Genomic DNA, 15,812 nt, shown 5'->3' on the forward strand with positions numbered 1-15,812 from the left:
TGGTACCTCGCGACGGGGGTGCTGTGCCGGGTCCGTGAGGGACGAGCGGCGCGGCTCGATGCCGGCCGGCTGCGGCCGGCCCGCCAGGGCGGGTGGGTGGGTATGCGAGGGCGGCGGCCGTCGTCGGCACCGGTCACCCGGTCTGGGCGGTGCCGCATACCGGTGGCGCGCCACGGGGGTGCGCCACCGGTATGCGGGGGTGTCAGTCGGCGGTGATCATCTGTTCGACCTCGCGACAGTCGGAGCACAGGCCGGTGCTGGTGGTGTCGAGCGGGTCTCCGCACTGGGCGCAGGTCGTCTGCTCGGCGGCGGTGGGGTCGGCGGCTGGTGTCGGGTCGGTTTCGTCGGTGCGCGGCTCGGCGGGCCGGTGCGGGGCGACTGCGGTCGGGGTCGGGATCGGGATCGGGATCGGGTTGCGGCGGACCCAGTCGGTGATCACGGCGCGGTCGGCGGGGGTGGCGTGGGTCTTCCACCAGCGGGCCAGCAGTGCCCGCGCGCACGGGTAGGTGGCGGTGAGGAACGCGCAGCGCGCTTCGACGGCATCGGCGCGGCTGTGGCCAGCGGGCAGGGGCGGGATGCCGGGTCGGCCTTTGTCCCGGCAGTCTCCGCACAGCCCGTCGTCACTGGCCGGGTCGTGGTCCAGGGGTGCGCGTTCGAGCCAGCACCGCACGCACGGGGTGCCGCGCAGCGCTGGTACGGCGGCGGCGTCGTAGTCCAGGCCGCTGGCGTAGACGGTGTCGTCCCGTGGTGGTTCGTCGTCCACCCCGGCGCGCGGCTCGTAGGCGGCCATGAGCCCGTCGTGCCGGTTCTCGTCGCGGAGGTCGGCGCGGCGGGCGGGGGTGAGGGTGCGGCGGGCCTCGGGGCGCAGTTCGGTGTGCTCGTCGCGGGGTGCGGTGTCGCGGATGGGGCGGCGGGCCGGCTCGGTGGGTGCGGGGCGGCGTTGGAGGTAGGCCGTGCCGAACGTGGCGATCACGGCCCGGTCGTCGTCGTCGTCGGCGGCCTTCCAGCGGGCGCGCAGGTGGACCTCGGCACGATCGGGGTAGCGCTCGATGGTGTTCACGCAGTCCGCGACGATGTCGAAGGTGTGCTGGTCGAGTTCGCCCAGCAGGCGGCCGGCGTGGAGCTTCGCCCTGGGGACGTCTCCGGCGCGCACGGCGTCGGCGATGTCGACCAGGCATTCGGTGAAACCTGTTTTCTCGGCCATGACGGTCCACTCTCCCGATACGGATTCGAGTTGTGCCGGGCTTGACGTTCCCGGCGACTTCCTACCATTTCATGGTATCGCCGGAATAATCCGCGCACAACGAATACGGGTAGTCGATCGACCCCCGAATGGGTAATTCTCGGGTCGCGTATTGCTACTTTCCGCACCACGACGGGAGAGGGTTTCGGGTGGGGCGGCGCGTCATCGAGGGCAGGCCTCTGGCCTGCCCGCTCTTGCCTGTCCGAGGGTCGGGGTCGTTCTGTCAAATCGCGCGGGATGGCCGGGAGAATTTCAGCAAAATCCGTGGGGTGGGGGGTCCCCGCGGATTTTGTGCGGGTTGAAATTGTTCCGGACAGCGATTTGACGGGGCGGGGCCGGCCCGCACACTGCGCCGCCCCTCCCGAAATCCTCGGAGGTGGGCGAGCCGCCTGTCCTGCCCAGCGGCTGTCGCGTTCCGGGTCTTGCGGATCGGAGGATGCGGATGCGACAGCTCGAACCCGGTTGAGCGGGGTGGTCGCGGTTGACATCATCGGCTGCGGGAGCGCGCGGAGTGTCCGCCGACGATTCCCACGGGGGGATGGGGCGTCACGCGATGCATGTGCTGAACAGCGCGTTGGACGAGTGGGAGCAGTTCGTCGGGTTCGTGGAGGACTCCTACCACGACCACGTCAACGAGTACTACTTCGATCTGCGCGTACGCGATGCGCTGGAGGGTGCGCGTTCCTCCGAGGGCTGGCTGGAGTGGATGGAGGAGCGGCTGGCCGGGATCGACGAGCGGTTCCGCGCGCTGTTGGTCCCGGAGCCGGTGCGCACGGGTCTCCCGTGGTGGCAGGGTCAAGTGCCTCGTTACGCAGGCGAGGAACTCGCCACGGCGTTGCGGGAGTGGTACGGGGTCGACGTGGAAATCCGGTGAGATCGCGCCGACAACGCGGGGCGGGTGGTCGCAGGGAGGGCCGGGACGACCGACCTGGGCCGGCCGTCCCGGGCGTGCGGGGCGGAAGCCCCGAAAGGCCACCCGTCCGCCGGAGCGGACGATTCCGTCAAGACCGCCTCGGCACGCGGAGACGGTCGCGGACGGGATCCGTATCAGCCCCGGACCGCGGGTCTCCCGAACGGGACTGTATCGGGATCGACGGTGGCGCCGCCGGATGTGTTTCGGCCGGGTGGTCGACGTGGGCCGCGGGAAAATGCGGCCCACGTCGACCGGTAGCCGCCCTCGGCAGACGGTTGCTAGGACGGGATCCCGGCGGGCTCCGGTGCCTCGGTTGTGGGTGTGCCGCCGGGTTTGGTGACGGTCGCGGTGGCGTAGCGCAAGGTGGGGCCGATGTCGTCGATGTCGAGTTCGAGCACGGTGCGCTTCTCGCCGTCCTTGTCGTAGGAGCGTTGCCGCAACCGGCCTTGGGCGATGACGCGGGTGCCGCGGGCGAGGGACTGGGTGACGTGGTCGGCGAGCTGGTTCCAGGCGGTGCAGCGCAGGAACAGGGTGTCGCCGTCGCGCCATTGGCCGGATTGGCGGTCGAAGGTGCGCGGGGTGGAGGCGATGGTGAAGTTGGCGACCGACGCGCCGGACTGGGTGAACCTCAGCTCCGGGTCGCCGGTGAGGTTGCCGATGACGGTCAGGGTGGTCTCGCCGGCCATGTCAGTTCTCCTCGCCGGACGTGTTGCTGGATGTGGGGTCGTCGCCGGTGCCCGCAGCGGCGGTGTCCGTGGTGGTGGTGGTGTGGCGGAGTCCGGCGCACCGTTGGGCGAGCCCGCGCATGGCCTGTGGCGGCACCCCCTGCTCCAGGGCTTGGTTGACCAGGGTGGCCAGGCGGTGGTCGGGGTCGGCGTCGAGCGCGTGGTCGAGCGCGAACGACGCGACGGGGCCGTCGCCGCGGATGTAGGCGAAGACCGCCAACAGCGAGGCGGGTTGGGCGCACTCGGGTGCCGGGAGTGCGCGGACCAGGTCGGTCCACAGGCGTTCGGCGGCACCGGCCCGCTCGCCGATGGCCAGGGCCATGCACCGGTCGCGTACCCAGGAGTCGGCCAGGGCGACGCCGAGTTCGACGATCTCCGCGTCGGTCAGCGGCTCGACCCGGTCGACCGCCCGGTCGACCTGGCGGCGGACCGCCTGGTAGGCGGCCTCGATGTCGTCGGGCGTGTCCCGCGCGTTGCGGGCGTCGAGGAACTCGTTGATCAGCCGCGCGCGGCGGGCGAGGGTCTCGTCGGGGTCGGGTGCCAGGGTCGCGGCGAGGGCTTCCCGGCTCGGCTGGACGACGAGGCCTCGGGACACCGACAGCGCGTGCATCAGGGAGCCGTAGGAGTCCGGGACCCGGCCGGTGGCGCCGTAGACGAACCAGCGCTCGCCGGGGGCGACCCGGGGTACTCCGTAGACGTGCGTGTGCACGCCGTAGGCCCCGAGCTCCGCGGCGAGGTGTGCGGCCAGCGGGGCCCGGGCCCCGACACCGGTCCCGTCCAGGTCGTCGCCGACGACCACGCACACCACCAGGGTGGGGTCGTGGCGGGCCAGCTCGTCCGCCAACCCGGCGGCGACCCGGCGGTCGTGGTGCGCGTCGAGCAGGTCGACGCGCAGCGTGACCCCGATCGCGTCGCCCTCCTGGGCGAGCAGGACCAGCGAGTCGGCCGGGTAGAACCCCAGCAGGTGCGGCAGCGCGGCGACGACCTTCCCGGGATCGGTCAACGGGATGCGGTCGGGGATCGGGTCGTGCGGCTCGCCCCCTGCGGGGACGGACTGGTCGTCGGTCATGACGGATCACCTCTCCGGTCGGATGCCGGGCGAGGGGGCGCTGGAGTCCTGTGTGGACCCGAGGGGTCCCGGGTCTGCCTGGTTGTCCTGCCCCCTGCTCGGCTGCTTCTCGGCGGTGGCCCGGTGTCGTGCCCGCCGCCTGGGGTTCGGGCACAGGTCCGGGGTGGTCGGGCAAACGCTGTTTGTTTGCGGCGACCACCCCGGACCTGTAGAACCAGGCGGGCGGCGGACACGACACCCTGTTGCCGCTCCCCTCCCCTTTGCCTTGGGCCCTGAGGGGTTCAGCGGGTGGAGGTGATCCGGCGGGGGTGCTGTCGTCCCCATCGGATGCCGTCGGCGATGGCGCGTTCGCGTTCCACCAGGCTGTACGCACCGTCCGCGAGGTGACGGTCGGAGGCTTCCCGCAACGCGGTCACGATCACTGCGTCGGACAGTCCCGCCAGTCGTCCCATCCGCGCGGCGGCGCGCAACAGCGACACCCGACGGGTGCCGGGCACCGCCTCCACAACCCTGCGGACCTCACCGGCCAACGCCGCCCGCAGATAGGCGTCGGCGTCCGCGCCGGTGATCACGACGGCGGTGTCGACCGGAGGCAGGGGTGTCAGCGCGTCCAGGAGTTGGTGTGGCAGTGGCAGTACGGCGGTGTCGGCCTCGATCTCGTAGCGGCCGCCGGGGGTAACGGATCCGGCGGCCAAGACGTAGCCACCGTGGGCACGGGTGTCCACCGACGGCCCCAGCCTCGACGCGCTGTTGTGCAACACCACCCCGTCCGGGGCGGTGAAATACAGGTGCAGGCCGTTGTTCGGCGTCCGCACGGTGAACGTCTCCGGCGCCCGGCCGCCGGTGAGTCGTTCCAGCACCCGCGCGCCGTGCTCCCCTCCCGGACTCCCGTGGTGGACGGGGTCGTCCAGGTCGAGTACGACCAGGCCGGCCGGGCCGGTCGCGATGGCGGGGTTGGACCACGCCGAGTGCGCCCACCACACGGTCAGGCGGTCCGGGTCGGTGCTCGCCCACCGCTCCCAGTCCGCCACCGCCGGCCGCTTCGACCCGGCGACCGTCGGGAACACCGGCCACCCACGCCGCGCGGCGGCGCACACCGCCTGCCACAAACCGTCCACGACGTCACCCCCGGGCTTCCGGGCGGCCGGACATGGCGTAGCGGCAACGGACCGGAACGAGGTGGTGGCGGCCCGCGCACGTGACCTCGCCGAGGACCCGGCCGAGGACGGCGAGCTTGTGCCGCAAGGCGGCCTCCAGGTCGTCGATGGCGGGTCCGTAGAGGGCCTCGTAGTGCGCCAACCGGTCGCCGACCACGGGCTGTGCGGGGAAGGCCGTGGCCCACATGCGGAAGTAGAGACCGGCCGCCGTGGTCGTCAACGGGCCATGCCGGCCGGCTTCGGCACAAGCGCAGCAGATCTCGGCCGCAGTGGCCGGTCGGGTGTCCCGGCCGGCAACCACGCGGTCCAGGAGTTCGCGGCAGTGCGACCGCAGGACGAACTCGGTCGCCATGGATTCGTGGGTCGGGGCGAGAAGCCCGAAGCCGTGGTGCACCAAGTCGGCGTCGGCGGGATGCCGGTGGGCCGCCGCGTCGACCTCGTCCTCGGCCCACTCCCACTGGGACGACATGCCGGCCAGAGCAGTGGTCGATTCGGCGAGGAGCCGGGACGTTGGATCGGTGTCGGCGGTCATCGCGGCATCGGCCGGTCGGTGAGGGGCACGTCGTCCAGCGACCCGACCCGCCACGGCGCCCGCGCGTACACGGCGAACCGCTGGTAGGCCGGGACCGGTGTCCCGGTCATCCCGACGATCATCGACCGGTCGTCGGGCGCTACGTCGGTTTCGACGGCGACCCGCAGCGCACGGCACCACGCCACGGCCCAGGTGGGTGGGGAGTCCGGCGGGTCGAGGAGCTGGTGCAGGTAGCCGTCGATGGCTTTGAGGACGGCGACGGGGTGGAATCGGTAAGGGGTGTGGAGGGTGGCGAGGTAGCGGGGCGGCTCGTTGGCCTCCCGGTAGTGGCGGTTGACGCTGCGGTAGTTCTCGGCCCACAACATCGCCCCGATCTCACCCGCGCTCGCGGCGTTGTCGAGCAGGCAGTAGTGCAGGCCGGCGTTGACCAGCAGGTCGATATGGGCCATGGGCACGACGAACACGGACATAACGACTCCCTCGGACAGCGATCTCGGAAAGCCCCCGCCCCCGCGACCACGAAGGCGGCGGGGCCGGGACAGGGTGCTCAGGCGGTGAGCAGGTCGAACGCGTGCTGCTTGCGGCGCGCGACGGTGCCGCTGGTCAACGCCCGCTGGGCGCGGACCAGCGGTGAGGCGGCGGGCGCGAAGTGGTCCAGGTACTCGGTGACCGCCTGCACACCCGCCCAACTCGTGCCGCGGATACCGGCCTGCGTGGGTGCGTCGGTCCACAACCGCAGCAGCGTGCCGCGGCGGCGTTCGGCGTTGGCGCGGGCGCGTGGCGGCGCGGTGCGCTCGTCCACCGGCCACACCGTCTCGACCAGCTCCCGGAACTGCGCAGTGGTCAGGGAGGTGTCCAGCAACCTGTTCGCGGCCGTGTCGAACTCGTCGGCGTAGTGGTGGAGCACGCCGAGCTTCGCGCGGATCTCGCCCACGTCGATCCGCGAGCGTCGGGTGTGCCGGATCTCCACCGACGACACCGCCGTCGCCACCGCCAACCCGAGCTGGTTCGCGCACACCGGCCGGAACGGGACCGCGCACACCCGGAACGCCGCGCTGCCGTCGTGCGAGTCGAACACCGCCAGGTACAGCTCGACCCGGTCCACCCCGCCGATGCTCATCGTCGCGGGCAGCCTCATCGTCGCGAACGTGCGCCGCCCGTCGTCCATCGACCCGACATGAGCCAGGCCGAACGCGCCGGACTCGGCGACCAGGGTGTCCAGGACCGCGGCCTGGTCCTCGTTCTGCGTGACGCCGTAGCCCTTGCCCACCGAACTCAGGTAGCGGGTCGTGCCGGTGCGCGGGTCGGTGCGCACGAGCATGACCTGGTCGGGGTTGTCCACAACCGTCACGCCCGACGGGGTCACGTCCATCCCGGTCTGAGCGACCTTGCGGATGTCCCAGCCGGTCAACCCGGCCGCGCGCATCGCCTCCAACGCGTCGCCACGACGGGCCACCGCGGTCCCCACGGCCTCCCAGGCACTGGCGCGACGCGCGCTGGGCACGATGTGGTCGGTATGGGTCGGGGTGTGGTCGAACATGGTGTTTGTCCTTTCGTGCATGGGGACGAGGACGTGGCCGGGGGAAGTCGGCCACGTCCTCGTCGTCTTCAGGAGGGGTCAGGCGGCTTGGTCGCCGCCGTCGGGCCCGTCGACCTCCGGTTCGGTCTCGGCCGGGTCGAGGTCGGTCAGGTCGGTGTCGACGGCAAGGTGCGCGTCGGCCTCGGGGTCGTTGACCAGCTGTTCGACCCAGTGCAGGCGCACACCCCACTTGGCCAGCGCGGCGAAGTACCGCTTCTGCTCCGCCGTCGGGTTGCGCCACGTCTCCGTACTCGTGGAGGCCTCGAACGCGGCCAACAGGACCGCGAGACTGACCATCGTCGCCTGATCCGCGGTCGCCTTGCCCAACCTGGCGACCAGGGGGTTCTTCCCGCCCGGCTTGGGTTCTTTGAGGCCGAGCAGGCGGCAGGCGAAGCCGTGATGGCGCTCCATCGCCCGCCGCAACTCACGATCGCCCTCCACCAAGCTGCGCGCGATGAACTGCCCCGCCGCACGCGGCGGTCCACCGGCCAGAAGCTTGCGGAGCGCGGCGTGGCGGACGGTCTCGGCGGCCCGCCACACCTTGTTGTTGCGCAACACCCGCGCGTGCGCGGCCTTGCGCTCCGGCGACCACTCCTCCGACTTCGCCACGGTCGGGTTCACGCTCCACGTCTCGACATGGCCGTGGGAGGCCCAGTCCCGACAGACATAGACCGCGGTCGCGACACCCTCGACGGTGTTGGTCGTGACGTAGGCCGCGTGCCCCGGGCACGACTCGTGGCCGGAGTCCTCGCCGTCCAACCGGACCCTGTCCTTGCGGCTGCGGTACAACCGGTCCAGCCGCAACGCCCCGACCGGGGCGTGGTCGCCGACGACTTCGACCCCGGACTCGCGCAACCGCCCGGCCAGCTCCTCGCTGGCGGCGCGCAGCTCGTAGGTCAGCCGCCACTCGGCCAGCGCGTGGTCCAGCCCGGCCGGATCGGTGTCCAGGGTCTCGGTCAGGTCGCGGTAGGCGTCCTCGTCGCCCTCGAACTCGGCCAGCTCGGCGGCCTGGAGCAGCGAGAGCTGCGGATGGGCCCGCAACGTCCCGGTGGCCTTGTCGCTGCGCCGGGTCCGCAGCCCGGCCTCCACCGTCCCGACGTCCACGCCCAACTCGTCCGCGACCTGGTCCGCGGTGAGCCCGAACAGCGTGAGCTCCTCGAAGATCCGCGCCGCGTCGACACTGTCGTAGCCGCTGCGGACCTCGTTGGCCAGCCACTGGTCCCGCAGCCACGCCCACTGCTCCTCGTCCTCGGACTCGGTGACGATCGCCGGGACGACGTGGTCGTCGCCGGGCAGCGAGGCCGTGATGATCGTGCGGCAGTGCCCATCCTGCACCCGGAACCGGCCCTCGCCGGTCGGCCGGACGACGACCGGGATCCGGACACCGTGCTTGCGGATGCTCGCGCACAGGTCAGGTTTCTCCGCCTCGATGTCACCGATCGTGCGGGAATTCCGATCCATCAACAACGTGCGCGGGTCCACCAACTCGAAACGCGTGTTACTCCACAACTGGGCGGTCACGACAACATCCCTCCGGTAGACACGACCGCCGGACAACGCACGCAACAAACCCGTTCCCGTACATGGGAAATCCGGTTCGCCACGTCACTCCGGCGGATCCCAGCCCGCCCGACACCGACCCAACAGGTCGCGGGGTCCGTGTCCGGGCGGGGCCCGATCGACCCGGGTGGCGACGGGGCCGGTGTCCAACCGCACCAGCGGGGTACCGGGTTCTGCCCGACCGAAGGGAGGACACAGCAGAACCCGGCACCCCGCCGCGGTTTGACACCGACCCCGCCGTCACCCACGATCACCAGCCCCGCCCGGACCGGGCACCGCGACCACCACCGACGCGACAAACTATCCGATGTAGACAGACAGTCGGTCGCTCACAGCGCCCCTGTGTCAACGTCGGTGCACGGAGTCCGCCCTGACGGCCCGCGCGAACACGCGCCGGCACCGCCGCAGGATCTCCGCCATCCCCCGACCCGCCTCGTGCGGGGTCTGCGCCGACGACCCGTTGAGCGCCCGATACCACTCCACCCGCACACCACGCGTGTCCTCCGCCAGCTCACACACGCGCGCACGCGGCAGCACCACCGCCACCATGTCCAACTCCACCGACTGCGACTCGACCAACCACCGCGCCCGGTCCACGGCGCCCGCCGGCTTGCCCTCGTTCACCGTGGCGAACCACAACTGCACCACCTCGCGGTCGGACAGGCCGTCGTGCCCGACACCGTCGAGCCGGAAGGCGACCGGCTCCCACCGACGACGCACACACCCGGCCAACGCCGCCACCGCCGCGTCCCGGTCCGCGTGCACACTGACCCGCACATCCCGGCCGTCGAAGAACACCAACACAGCCACCGCCGCGGTCACCACCATGACGAACTCCTGTCGAACGGACACGACGGCCCTCCCGCCAGGCTCCGGCCTGACGTGCCCGCGTCGTGTCGGGGAAGGGGCGCGGACCGGCCGCCCGACGACCGCGAGCGGGTCACACCGCACGCCCTACGCGGTTGACCCGCGACCGGCCGTCGGGCAGCCTGGCCCGCCCCGTTCACCGACACGACGATTCCCCCGTACCGCAACACTTCCGCGCGATGTCGCGACCCGACGACGCACCGTGGCCACACAACCGAATCAACGACGGATCGAACAGATGTTCGAGTCAAGTGCTAGGTTGCCTGGCGTGGACTCGACATCACGGCAACCGGACGGCGCACTGCGTCACAGGATCGACAGCACCAACACCCGGATCGCGATCCTGCCCGGCACCTGCCGGCAACGGAAACACAGCCTGGCCGCCACCGGCTACCGCGCGACCGTCCACAACGGCACGGTCGACATCATCTGCACCGCGTGCGCCACCAGCCCCGACCCCTGCCTTCACTGGCGACTGAGCACCACGCATCCGGCGAGCGCCCGCGCCGAACTCGACGACCGGCCCTACCAAGCACTTCTCGCCCATCGGAAGACCGGGCGGTCATAGTCACGCCACTGTGCCGGGCACCCACGCGACAGCGTTGACACAGCAGCCATCCGCGAGGGCCCGCTCGACCATCTCCTCGACCGCCCGCGCCGGAATGACGATCCTCGTCCGGATCCGGACGGCGGGAAACTGTCCCGCTTCGATCGCACGGTAGAGAGTCATCGAGGACATGCGGAGCAGCGCCGCCGCCTCGGCCACCGTGTAAAACCGAGCAGAAGACACAAACCCTGGCCTGCCAGTGTCGGAGCCGTTCAACGCCATCAGCGCACCTCCGGTCTCAGAACTCCATTGTGGACTCCGAGAATCCCGTGGTCAAAGTTCCCATCCGACGGCCGGCGGCCCGGTCCGCCAGCCGCGAGAACGGGTGAACAGCAACATTGCGGTCCGCCCCCGCCGAATCGAACGCAGCCGCCTCCGCGATCATCGACATCGAGGCACTACGCCGCTACCGGAACGAGGCCGTCGCCATCACGATCACCAACTACCGCTCATGCGCACTGAGAACTTCCGCAAGATCTGCGAACAGCCGATCTACCCCAAAACCACCTGGTCGACAGCCCCTTCGAATCCTCGGCCCACGTGAACCAGACCCTCGCGAACGCCACCGCAGACCTGCGGAAGCGCGGCATCTACACCGCCCCGACAACCTAAAACCGACCCCGGAACACCCATCGGACCGGGCCACCGATCCACCCCACACCCCAGTGGCACTGCCCCCACCACCACAACGCACCACCAAGGCCCGCGCACTGCTCATCGCGCACCCCGACCGGACAGACCTCCCCCACCGACCACCCGACAAGCTCGCTTCGCCAGCCGCTGTCGCTACAGGAGGAGGAGATCCGCGATCTCCTCCTGGTCGGGTAGAATGCCCCGTTCGAGGGCGACGCCGTCGGCGAACTGTTCAACGGCACCGGCAAGGCCAGCCTCCTCGTGTGGGTCGACGATCGCAAGATCTTCATCGGCGAGTGCGAAGTGTGGTCGGACCCCAAGACCATTGACGAGAGCGTCGCTCAACTCTTCGGTCGATCGGGTAGCGCATGTAGGTGTTGCGACAGTCGTCCACCCGTTGAGGCTTCGGACGACGACAGCCAGTTGCTTAGCGCCCTCAGCCGTGAGCGCCGAACACCGGAGTCTCCTGCCCCTCGCACAGCGCCGACGGGGGACCACACCCATGGCCCGGCGCTGAACCGGTCGTATATCTGTGCGGCTCTTCGAGGGAGCCGTGCGAAAATCGTTGTCGTGAATTCCGGCCGACGTACGCATGTCGAGATCAGCCTCGACCGAGTGGACATCGACTGGGGCTCGGACGGCGACAGGCTCATGCGCTACGTGTCAGCAGCCTTGACACGCGACCACAACGCCGAGGTGTTCACCTACAGCCAGGAACTGCCCACTCCCGAGGTGCCGTACCTACACGGCCGATACGGCACCGACTCCACGAGCGTCACGTCGGAGTTGCTGGTCGTCCCCGCCAGCTCGGGCTACCGCGTCGCCGTCGCCGACGAGTCGGCGATCGTCAGCCAGACCCGGCCGTGGGTCGACGCGCTCATGGAGGGGATCGAACGGCTCACCGAACGCCAGCAGATCGTCCAATGGCACGCGATCATCGGCGTGGTGGGCCAACAACCACGCGGCGTGCAGCTACTCACCTCCCCCGCTTCCGTCGGCGGCATGAGAATCCACCAGGCCACCTCCCAGTTCCGGGAAGCAGTCAGCAGCACGGAGCTCCCGTCACTGAGCGGCTACTCCCTCAGCCACTCCTACCCGGTGTTCGTCGAAGGAACAGCACCAGGGTTCAACTGGGAAGACGTGTCGCTCCGAGCGGCACACGACCTGAACCTGCTCTGTTCCCTGCTGTCACTGGCTCTGGGCACGAACTGGCAGCTTCGACAGTCACCTCAGTTCGGCCCGTGCGAAGGACGCAGCATTCCGCCATCGCGCATCGACCAATTCGTCGGGTCGATTCCGGACGTAGGCAGAGTCGAGGAGGTAAAGATCTCCGAACGCCTTGCACGGGCCTTCGACAGGGTGAGCGAGGATAACTCACTGCTCACGGCACTGAGCGCCTACCACAACGGCATCGCCCTGGAGGCGGTCTCACCCTCGTATGCAATGTTGGCCTACGTGGGAGTGATCGAAGGGCTCGGAGCCAAACTACGACCCCTGGAGATCTGCAACTGCTGCGACGCCTGCACCGCACACATGGGCGCGACCGCCAGATTCGAAGCCTCACTCGAACTGGTTGCCTCAAAACAGGAGGTCAGGGAACTCTCGGCCGTGTACACCCTCAGATCGAAGACCGCGCACGAAGGACTTCTCCATGCCGGCGAACGCACAACGGGCGCAGGGACATACGCCACGGTGTACGCAGGAAGGCCACCGGACCACCAGTTCAAGCACAGAACGGTGCAGATGATGCGAGCGATGAGCGCAAAACTGATCGCGCACTACATCCGCGCCGCCCCAGACCCTTCCTGATCAGAGCAGCGGCTTCGCATACAATCCGAACGTGACCTGACCACCGATGCCCTTGCGGCGACGATTCCGGAAACACGTCAGGCCAGAGCATGCAAGTTTGCCGCGAAGGAGGATCGGCGAGTGGCCGGTACGGAGAAGGCACTGCGGGGCATACGAGCACTCCGCTATGAACCACCGGGGTATGCGAAGCAAGGTGGTCGACGAGCACTGTTCCAATCCGCATTGGAACAGTGCGAGCAGTTCCTCGACGCTGCCAGGGGGACGGGGTACGCGACCCGGCCGGTGCAGTTGTTCTACGCCCTCTCACAGGCAGGACGGGCGATCGTGGCCGCATCACCACGCGTCGACAACCAATCGTGGAGGGTGAGCGGCCACGGCTTGACCGCGGACACAGGTGCGGCTCTGGCAGCAGAAGTCGCCGTCGCCGCGACGGAGTGGGGCTTGTTTCCCTCGGTTGCCACCGCGTTGGGCGTCGAGGCGCTCCTACCCCGCGAAGCTGTCAAGCTCAGCACGTTGTGGCCACTGCTGCCCGAGACGGCAGTCGTGCCTCTCACGTCGGATGTCACCCAGCCCGCCCTGCTGTTCTTCCAGGATCGGTGGCCCAACGCCCACTCCTTCGCAGAAGCCGAAGTCCACCGGATCCCGCATCGGGTGAAGGACCAGTACGGCAACGACCGGGAACAGGTCAGGAGATACCTCGACCACTACCCTGCACTTCGACTGAGCGTGCTGTCGACCTCACACCCGTCGACATCCGTGGAGTGGCTCGGCCCCAACGGCCCAGGTGTAGGTCTGACCGTGCGCTGGCGCAGCGAACCACCGATCCCCGTGGCGGAGTACAAGACCTTCGACGACATCGGTGTCGTGTGCTACCGGTCGTCGAAAGACTCGGTCGTCACACCCGCAGTCGGCTCGATGACAACCGGCCTCCACCCGTTCCTGGCGCTGTGGGCCACCCTGCTGGCGCTGTCGTCGCTGGCGCGCTACGAACCCTCCAACTGGTCGAGAATGATCGACATCGACAAGTCCTCGGAGGCCAACGCGATCGAGCACCTGCTCGACGAGGCAACGGCCTCCATACCCGACGCAGTACTCCATCAACTCAACTCGTTCAAGTAGCGCTGCTCACCGCCGCCACATCCTGTGCCCCGTGGATAGTCCCATCCACACGAGCAGAGGACGAACGAAGTCCGCAGGGGCTCGAACGCTCACCGGGCTGAGCGTGCGTCCGACTGGTGCCGCCAGCCACAACGTCTCGTAGTCGGCTCCGGCCGGTTGCAAGACCGCGTTCTTGTCGAGGCCCTCGAAAGGCTACCGGAGACCGGGTCTGGGAGCCCGACTTCTACGAGTCGGCCAACTCGCGCTGACTACGCCCAGAAAGCTGCCTACCGGCGGGAATGGTGCGCGGGACAACGGCAGGTGAACTCGGCGGCCGTTGTTCGGTAGGCGTAGTCACGTGACTAGGACGAACCACCCGATACAGTCAGCGACGGATCGCTTCCCTCCGCCGTCCCGGTCACGTCGACGGGCCGGGAAGGTCTCGGCTCAGCCCATGGCAGTGGGCTTCGCCAAGGAGGTTGAGTGGTTCGAGGTAACGAGGACGAGGACGAGGACGGCGAACGAATGCCGCAACGACGACCCAAGTGGAAGTGGAGTTCCACCGGGGCCGCCGTTGTTCTCGGCCTTCTGGTGCAGGTCGTCACCCTCGCGGGATCGATCGTCGACCTGTTGACCAGATGAACAGGGTCGGGTGGCGTGCCGTGTGGTGCGCTACCCGACCTGCCGTTTCGTACCGTCTCGCGTCAAGGAATGGTTGACGAGACGGAACGGACCATACCAACCTTCGCCAGATCGACCAGTCGGCAAGACCGCAACTTCATGTGTTACTGCAAGGTCAACCTACTGAACTCGCTGTCGACCGCGTCCTCGCCCACGTCGACACCGTCATCTGGTGCACCGGCCTGGCTGGCCTCGGCCACCTCGACCCACTCGGCCATCGAGGCAGAACGGCCGCCTCTGTCTCGAAGCGGGCCTGCACCTGCTCGGCTGTGGCGGCTGGACCGGACTTACCTCACCCGTCCTCGACCTGCTCCGCGAGCACATCGTCGACCTGCCCTACGACCACTCCGCACTCCTGGACATCGCTGTCGAACAGGAGTGGAAGCGGCGCGGTCATGATCGTCCTCGGCCGCATCGCGACCTGGACCAATCGCCGCCGCGCCCACGAACTGTTCACCACCGCCTATATGAACGCGCCGGGCACAGACCTGCTGTACTGGGCGTACTGGGCGATCAGCGGTGTCCGGGACTCCACCGGGTCGGAACACCTGGTGGAGGTGATGACCGGCTTCACCGTCCTCACCTTGATCGATATCTTGACGCGACCCGACTGCGCGGGCGCGTTCGTCGCGGCGACACACCGAGCTGTGCCCGACATCGCAGAGGCTGTGGTGCACGCCGCTCTCAGGGAGTTGTGGCGGCGAGTCCAAGAGACAAGCCCTGTCGAGGCCGCGTCCAGCGCGTTCATGAACATCGTCCGCGGCCTCAACAACGAACACCGGCAGCTCGCAGCCGAGATAGCCCTTGAGCATTGAACCGACCTGCTGTGCTGCTGACCACACAACAGACACCTGATCGGTCGGCCCGTACCAGCGGCCACGTGGCAATGAGAATCCGCACCAGCCGGGTATCACTAGGACCGAGGCCCGCACTTCGCACCGGGCAGATGTCGATCTGCCGAGTTGCTGGTGGCGCTCAAGCCCGCTTACGCCTGGGCGAGTCTTGACAGATCGGAGTCGGAGGTAGGCCATCGAATCTACGCACGCCCCTAGGCTTGCGTGGGTCCGGAGGGCTGGTCCGAGTCCACCACATCCTTCCCTATTGATGGTGCGTGTTGACGCACTTCAAGGGAGTCGGAACGTGGCGGGTTGGCGGGTGTTCTGGGTGCCGCAGGACGCGGTGCGGGGTGGGGTTCGGCGGGGGTTGTTGCCGGGTTGGGAGGACCTGGCGGTGCGTGAGGACGAGGTCGGGGTGCTGGCGGGTGATCCGATCTTCCTGGCGCCGGATTACACGGTGGATCCGGTGTTGGGCCTGTTCGGGCAGTCGACGGTGTTCCGCC

16 protein-coding genes are annotated in these 15,812 nt (G+C 69.1%); 5 read left to right on the top strand and 11 right to left on the bottom strand.

Features of this window, described 5'->3' with window-relative positions:
• Window positions 1–202: 202 nt before the first annotated feature.
• Window positions 203–1,204 carry a hypothetical protein gene (locus tag AC0HI0_RS28870; RefSeq protein ID WP_480926649.1) on the bottom strand — a complete coding sequence of 334 codons (1,002 nt, stop codon included), beginning with the start codon at window positions 1,202–1,204 and terminating at the stop codon, window positions 203–205.
• 592 nt (window positions 1,205–1,796) lie between these two features.
• Between AC0HI0_RS28870 and AC0HI0_RS28875 the strand changes: the two genes are divergently transcribed.
• Window positions 1,797–2,117 carry a hypothetical protein gene (locus tag AC0HI0_RS28875; RefSeq protein ID WP_480926650.1) on the top strand — a complete coding sequence of 107 codons (321 nt, stop codon included), beginning with the start codon at window positions 1,797–1,799 and terminating at the stop codon, window positions 2,115–2,117.
• 317 nt (window positions 2,118–2,434) lie between these two features.
• Here the strand turns inward: AC0HI0_RS28875 and AC0HI0_RS28880 are convergent, their stop codons facing one another.
• The 8 genes from AC0HI0_RS28880 to AC0HI0_RS28915 all read right to left on the bottom strand — a co-directional run bounded on the left by AC0HI0_RS28880 (window position 2,435) and on the right by AC0HI0_RS28915 (window position 9,630).
• On the bottom strand, window positions 2,435–2,842 hold the full coding sequence (locus AC0HI0_RS28880; protein ID WP_480926651.1) for a single-stranded DNA-binding protein: 408 nt from the start codon (window positions 2,840–2,842) through the stop codon (window positions 2,435–2,437).
• Window position 2,843: 1 nt separating this feature from the next.
• On the bottom strand, window positions 2,844–3,950 hold the full coding sequence (locus AC0HI0_RS28885; protein WP_480926652.1) for a DUF4192 domain-containing protein: 1,107 nt from the start codon (window positions 3,948–3,950) through the stop codon (window positions 2,844–2,846).
• Window positions 3,951–4,231: 281 nt separating this feature from the next.
• Window positions 4,232–5,068: a bifunctional DNA primase/polymerase gene (locus AC0HI0_RS28890; protein ID WP_480926653.1), complete on the bottom strand. Its 837-nt coding sequence runs from the start codon at window positions 5,066–5,068 to the stop codon at window positions 4,232–4,234.
• Window positions 5,069–5,072: 4 nt separating this feature from the next.
• The gene (locus AC0HI0_RS28895; RefSeq protein WP_480926654.1) at window positions 5,073–5,639 is read right to left on the bottom strand and encodes a hypothetical protein; all 567 of its coding nucleotides are present in this window, start codon (window positions 5,637–5,639) and stop codon (window positions 5,073–5,075) included.
• Window positions 5,636–6,109 (bottom strand): hypothetical protein, encoded by a 474-nt coding sequence (locus AC0HI0_RS28900; protein WP_480926655.1) that lies wholly within the window; start codon window positions 6,107–6,109, stop codon window positions 5,636–5,638. The genes AC0HI0_RS28895 and AC0HI0_RS28900 overlap by 4 nt, the downstream gene beginning before the upstream one ends.
• A gap of 77 nt (window positions 6,110–6,186) precedes the next feature.
• Window positions 6,187–7,179: a DUF932 domain-containing protein gene (locus tag AC0HI0_RS28905; protein ID WP_480926656.1), complete on the bottom strand. Its 993-nt coding sequence runs from the start codon at window positions 7,177–7,179 to the stop codon at window positions 6,187–6,189.
• Window positions 7,180–7,257: 78 nt separating this feature from the next.
• The gene (locus AC0HI0_RS28910) at window positions 7,258–8,739 is read right to left on the bottom strand and encodes a ParB/RepB/Spo0J family partition protein (protein ID WP_480926657.1); all 1,482 of its coding nucleotides are present in this window, start codon (window positions 8,737–8,739) and stop codon (window positions 7,258–7,260) included.
• Window positions 8,740–9,123: 384 nt separating this feature from the next.
• The gene (locus AC0HI0_RS28915) at window positions 9,124–9,630 is read right to left on the bottom strand and encodes a hypothetical protein (RefSeq protein WP_480926658.1); all 507 of its coding nucleotides are present in this window, start codon (window positions 9,628–9,630) and stop codon (window positions 9,124–9,126) included.
• A 283-nt stretch (window positions 9,631–9,913) separates the two neighbouring features.
• On the opposite strand from AC0HI0_RS28915, the gene AC0HI0_RS28920 reads away from it, so the two are divergent.
• On the top strand, window positions 9,914–10,213 hold the full coding sequence (locus AC0HI0_RS28920; RefSeq protein WP_480926659.1) for a hypothetical protein: 300 nt from the start codon (window positions 9,914–9,916) through the stop codon (window positions 10,211–10,213).
• Here AC0HI0_RS28920 and AC0HI0_RS28925 read toward each other — a convergent pair whose 3' ends face one another.
• Window positions 10,214–10,474 (bottom strand): helix-turn-helix domain-containing protein, encoded by a 261-nt coding sequence (locus AC0HI0_RS28925; protein WP_480926660.1) that lies wholly within the window; start codon window positions 10,472–10,474, stop codon window positions 10,214–10,216. It lies immediately after the preceding gene.
• Window positions 10,475–11,038: 564 nt separating this feature from the next.
• Entirely contained in the window at window positions 11,039–11,230 is a 192-nt protein-coding gene (locus AC0HI0_RS28930; RefSeq protein ID WP_480926661.1) for a hypothetical protein, read from the bottom strand.
• A 270-nt stretch (window positions 11,231–11,500) separates the two neighbouring features.
• Here AC0HI0_RS28930 and AC0HI0_RS28935 point away from each other — a divergent pair, with 270 nt between their 5' ends.
• From AC0HI0_RS28935 to AC0HI0_RS28945, 3 genes are all read left to right on the top strand, one after another.
• Window positions 11,501–12,694 (top strand): hypothetical protein, encoded by a 1,194-nt coding sequence (locus tag AC0HI0_RS28935; protein ID WP_480926662.1) that lies wholly within the window; start codon window positions 11,501–11,503, stop codon window positions 12,692–12,694.
• A 120-nt stretch (window positions 12,695–12,814) separates the two neighbouring features.
• A complete protein-coding gene (locus AC0HI0_RS28940; RefSeq protein ID WP_480926663.1) occupies window positions 12,815–13,813 on the top strand; it encodes a YaaC family protein in 999 nt (332 codons plus the stop codon).
• 1,055 nt (window positions 13,814–14,868) lie between these two features.
• Entirely contained in the window at window positions 14,869–15,288 is a 420-nt protein-coding gene (locus AC0HI0_RS28945) for a hypothetical protein (protein ID WP_480926664.1), read from the top strand.
• The last annotated feature ends 524 nt before the right edge of the window (window positions 15,289–15,812 follow it).

The organism is Saccharothrix sp. NBAS 001 (assembly GCF_056640475.1).

Bases quoted from the DNA above. Each gene is read 5' to 3' on its own strand.
- AC0HI0_RS28870 (WP_480926649.1), bottom strand. From the start codon at position 1,204: ATGGCCGAGAAAACAGGTTTCACCGAATGCCTGGTCGACATCGCCGAC.
- AC0HI0_RS28875 (WP_480926650.1), top strand. From the start codon at position 1,797: ATGCATGTGCTGAACAGCGCGTTGGACGAGTGGGAGCAGTTCGTCGGG.
- AC0HI0_RS28880 (WP_480926651.1), bottom strand. From the start codon at position 2,842: ATGGCCGGCGAGACCACCCTGACCGTCATCGGCAACCTCACCGGCGAC.
- AC0HI0_RS28885 (WP_480926652.1), bottom strand. From the start codon at position 3,950: ATGACCGACGACCAGTCCGTCCCCGCAGGGGGCGAGCCGCACGACCCG.
- AC0HI0_RS28895 (WP_480926654.1), bottom strand. From the start codon at position 5,639: ATGACCGCCGACACCGATCCAACGTCCCGGCTCCTCGCCGAATCGACC.
- AC0HI0_RS28900 (WP_480926655.1), bottom strand. From the start codon at position 6,109: ATGTCCGTGTTCGTCGTGCCCATGGCCCATATCGACCTGCTGGTCAAC.
- AC0HI0_RS28905 (WP_480926656.1), bottom strand. From the start codon at position 7,179: ATGTTCGACCACACCCCGACCCATACCGACCACATCGTGCCCAGCGCG.
- AC0HI0_RS28925 (WP_480926660.1), bottom strand. From the start codon at position 10,474: ATGGCGTTGAACGGCTCCGACACTGGCAGGCCAGGGTTTGTGTCTTCT.
- AC0HI0_RS28945 (WP_480926664.1), top strand. From the start codon at position 14,869: ATGATCGTCCTCGGCCGCATCGCGACCTGGACCAATCGCCGCCGCGCC.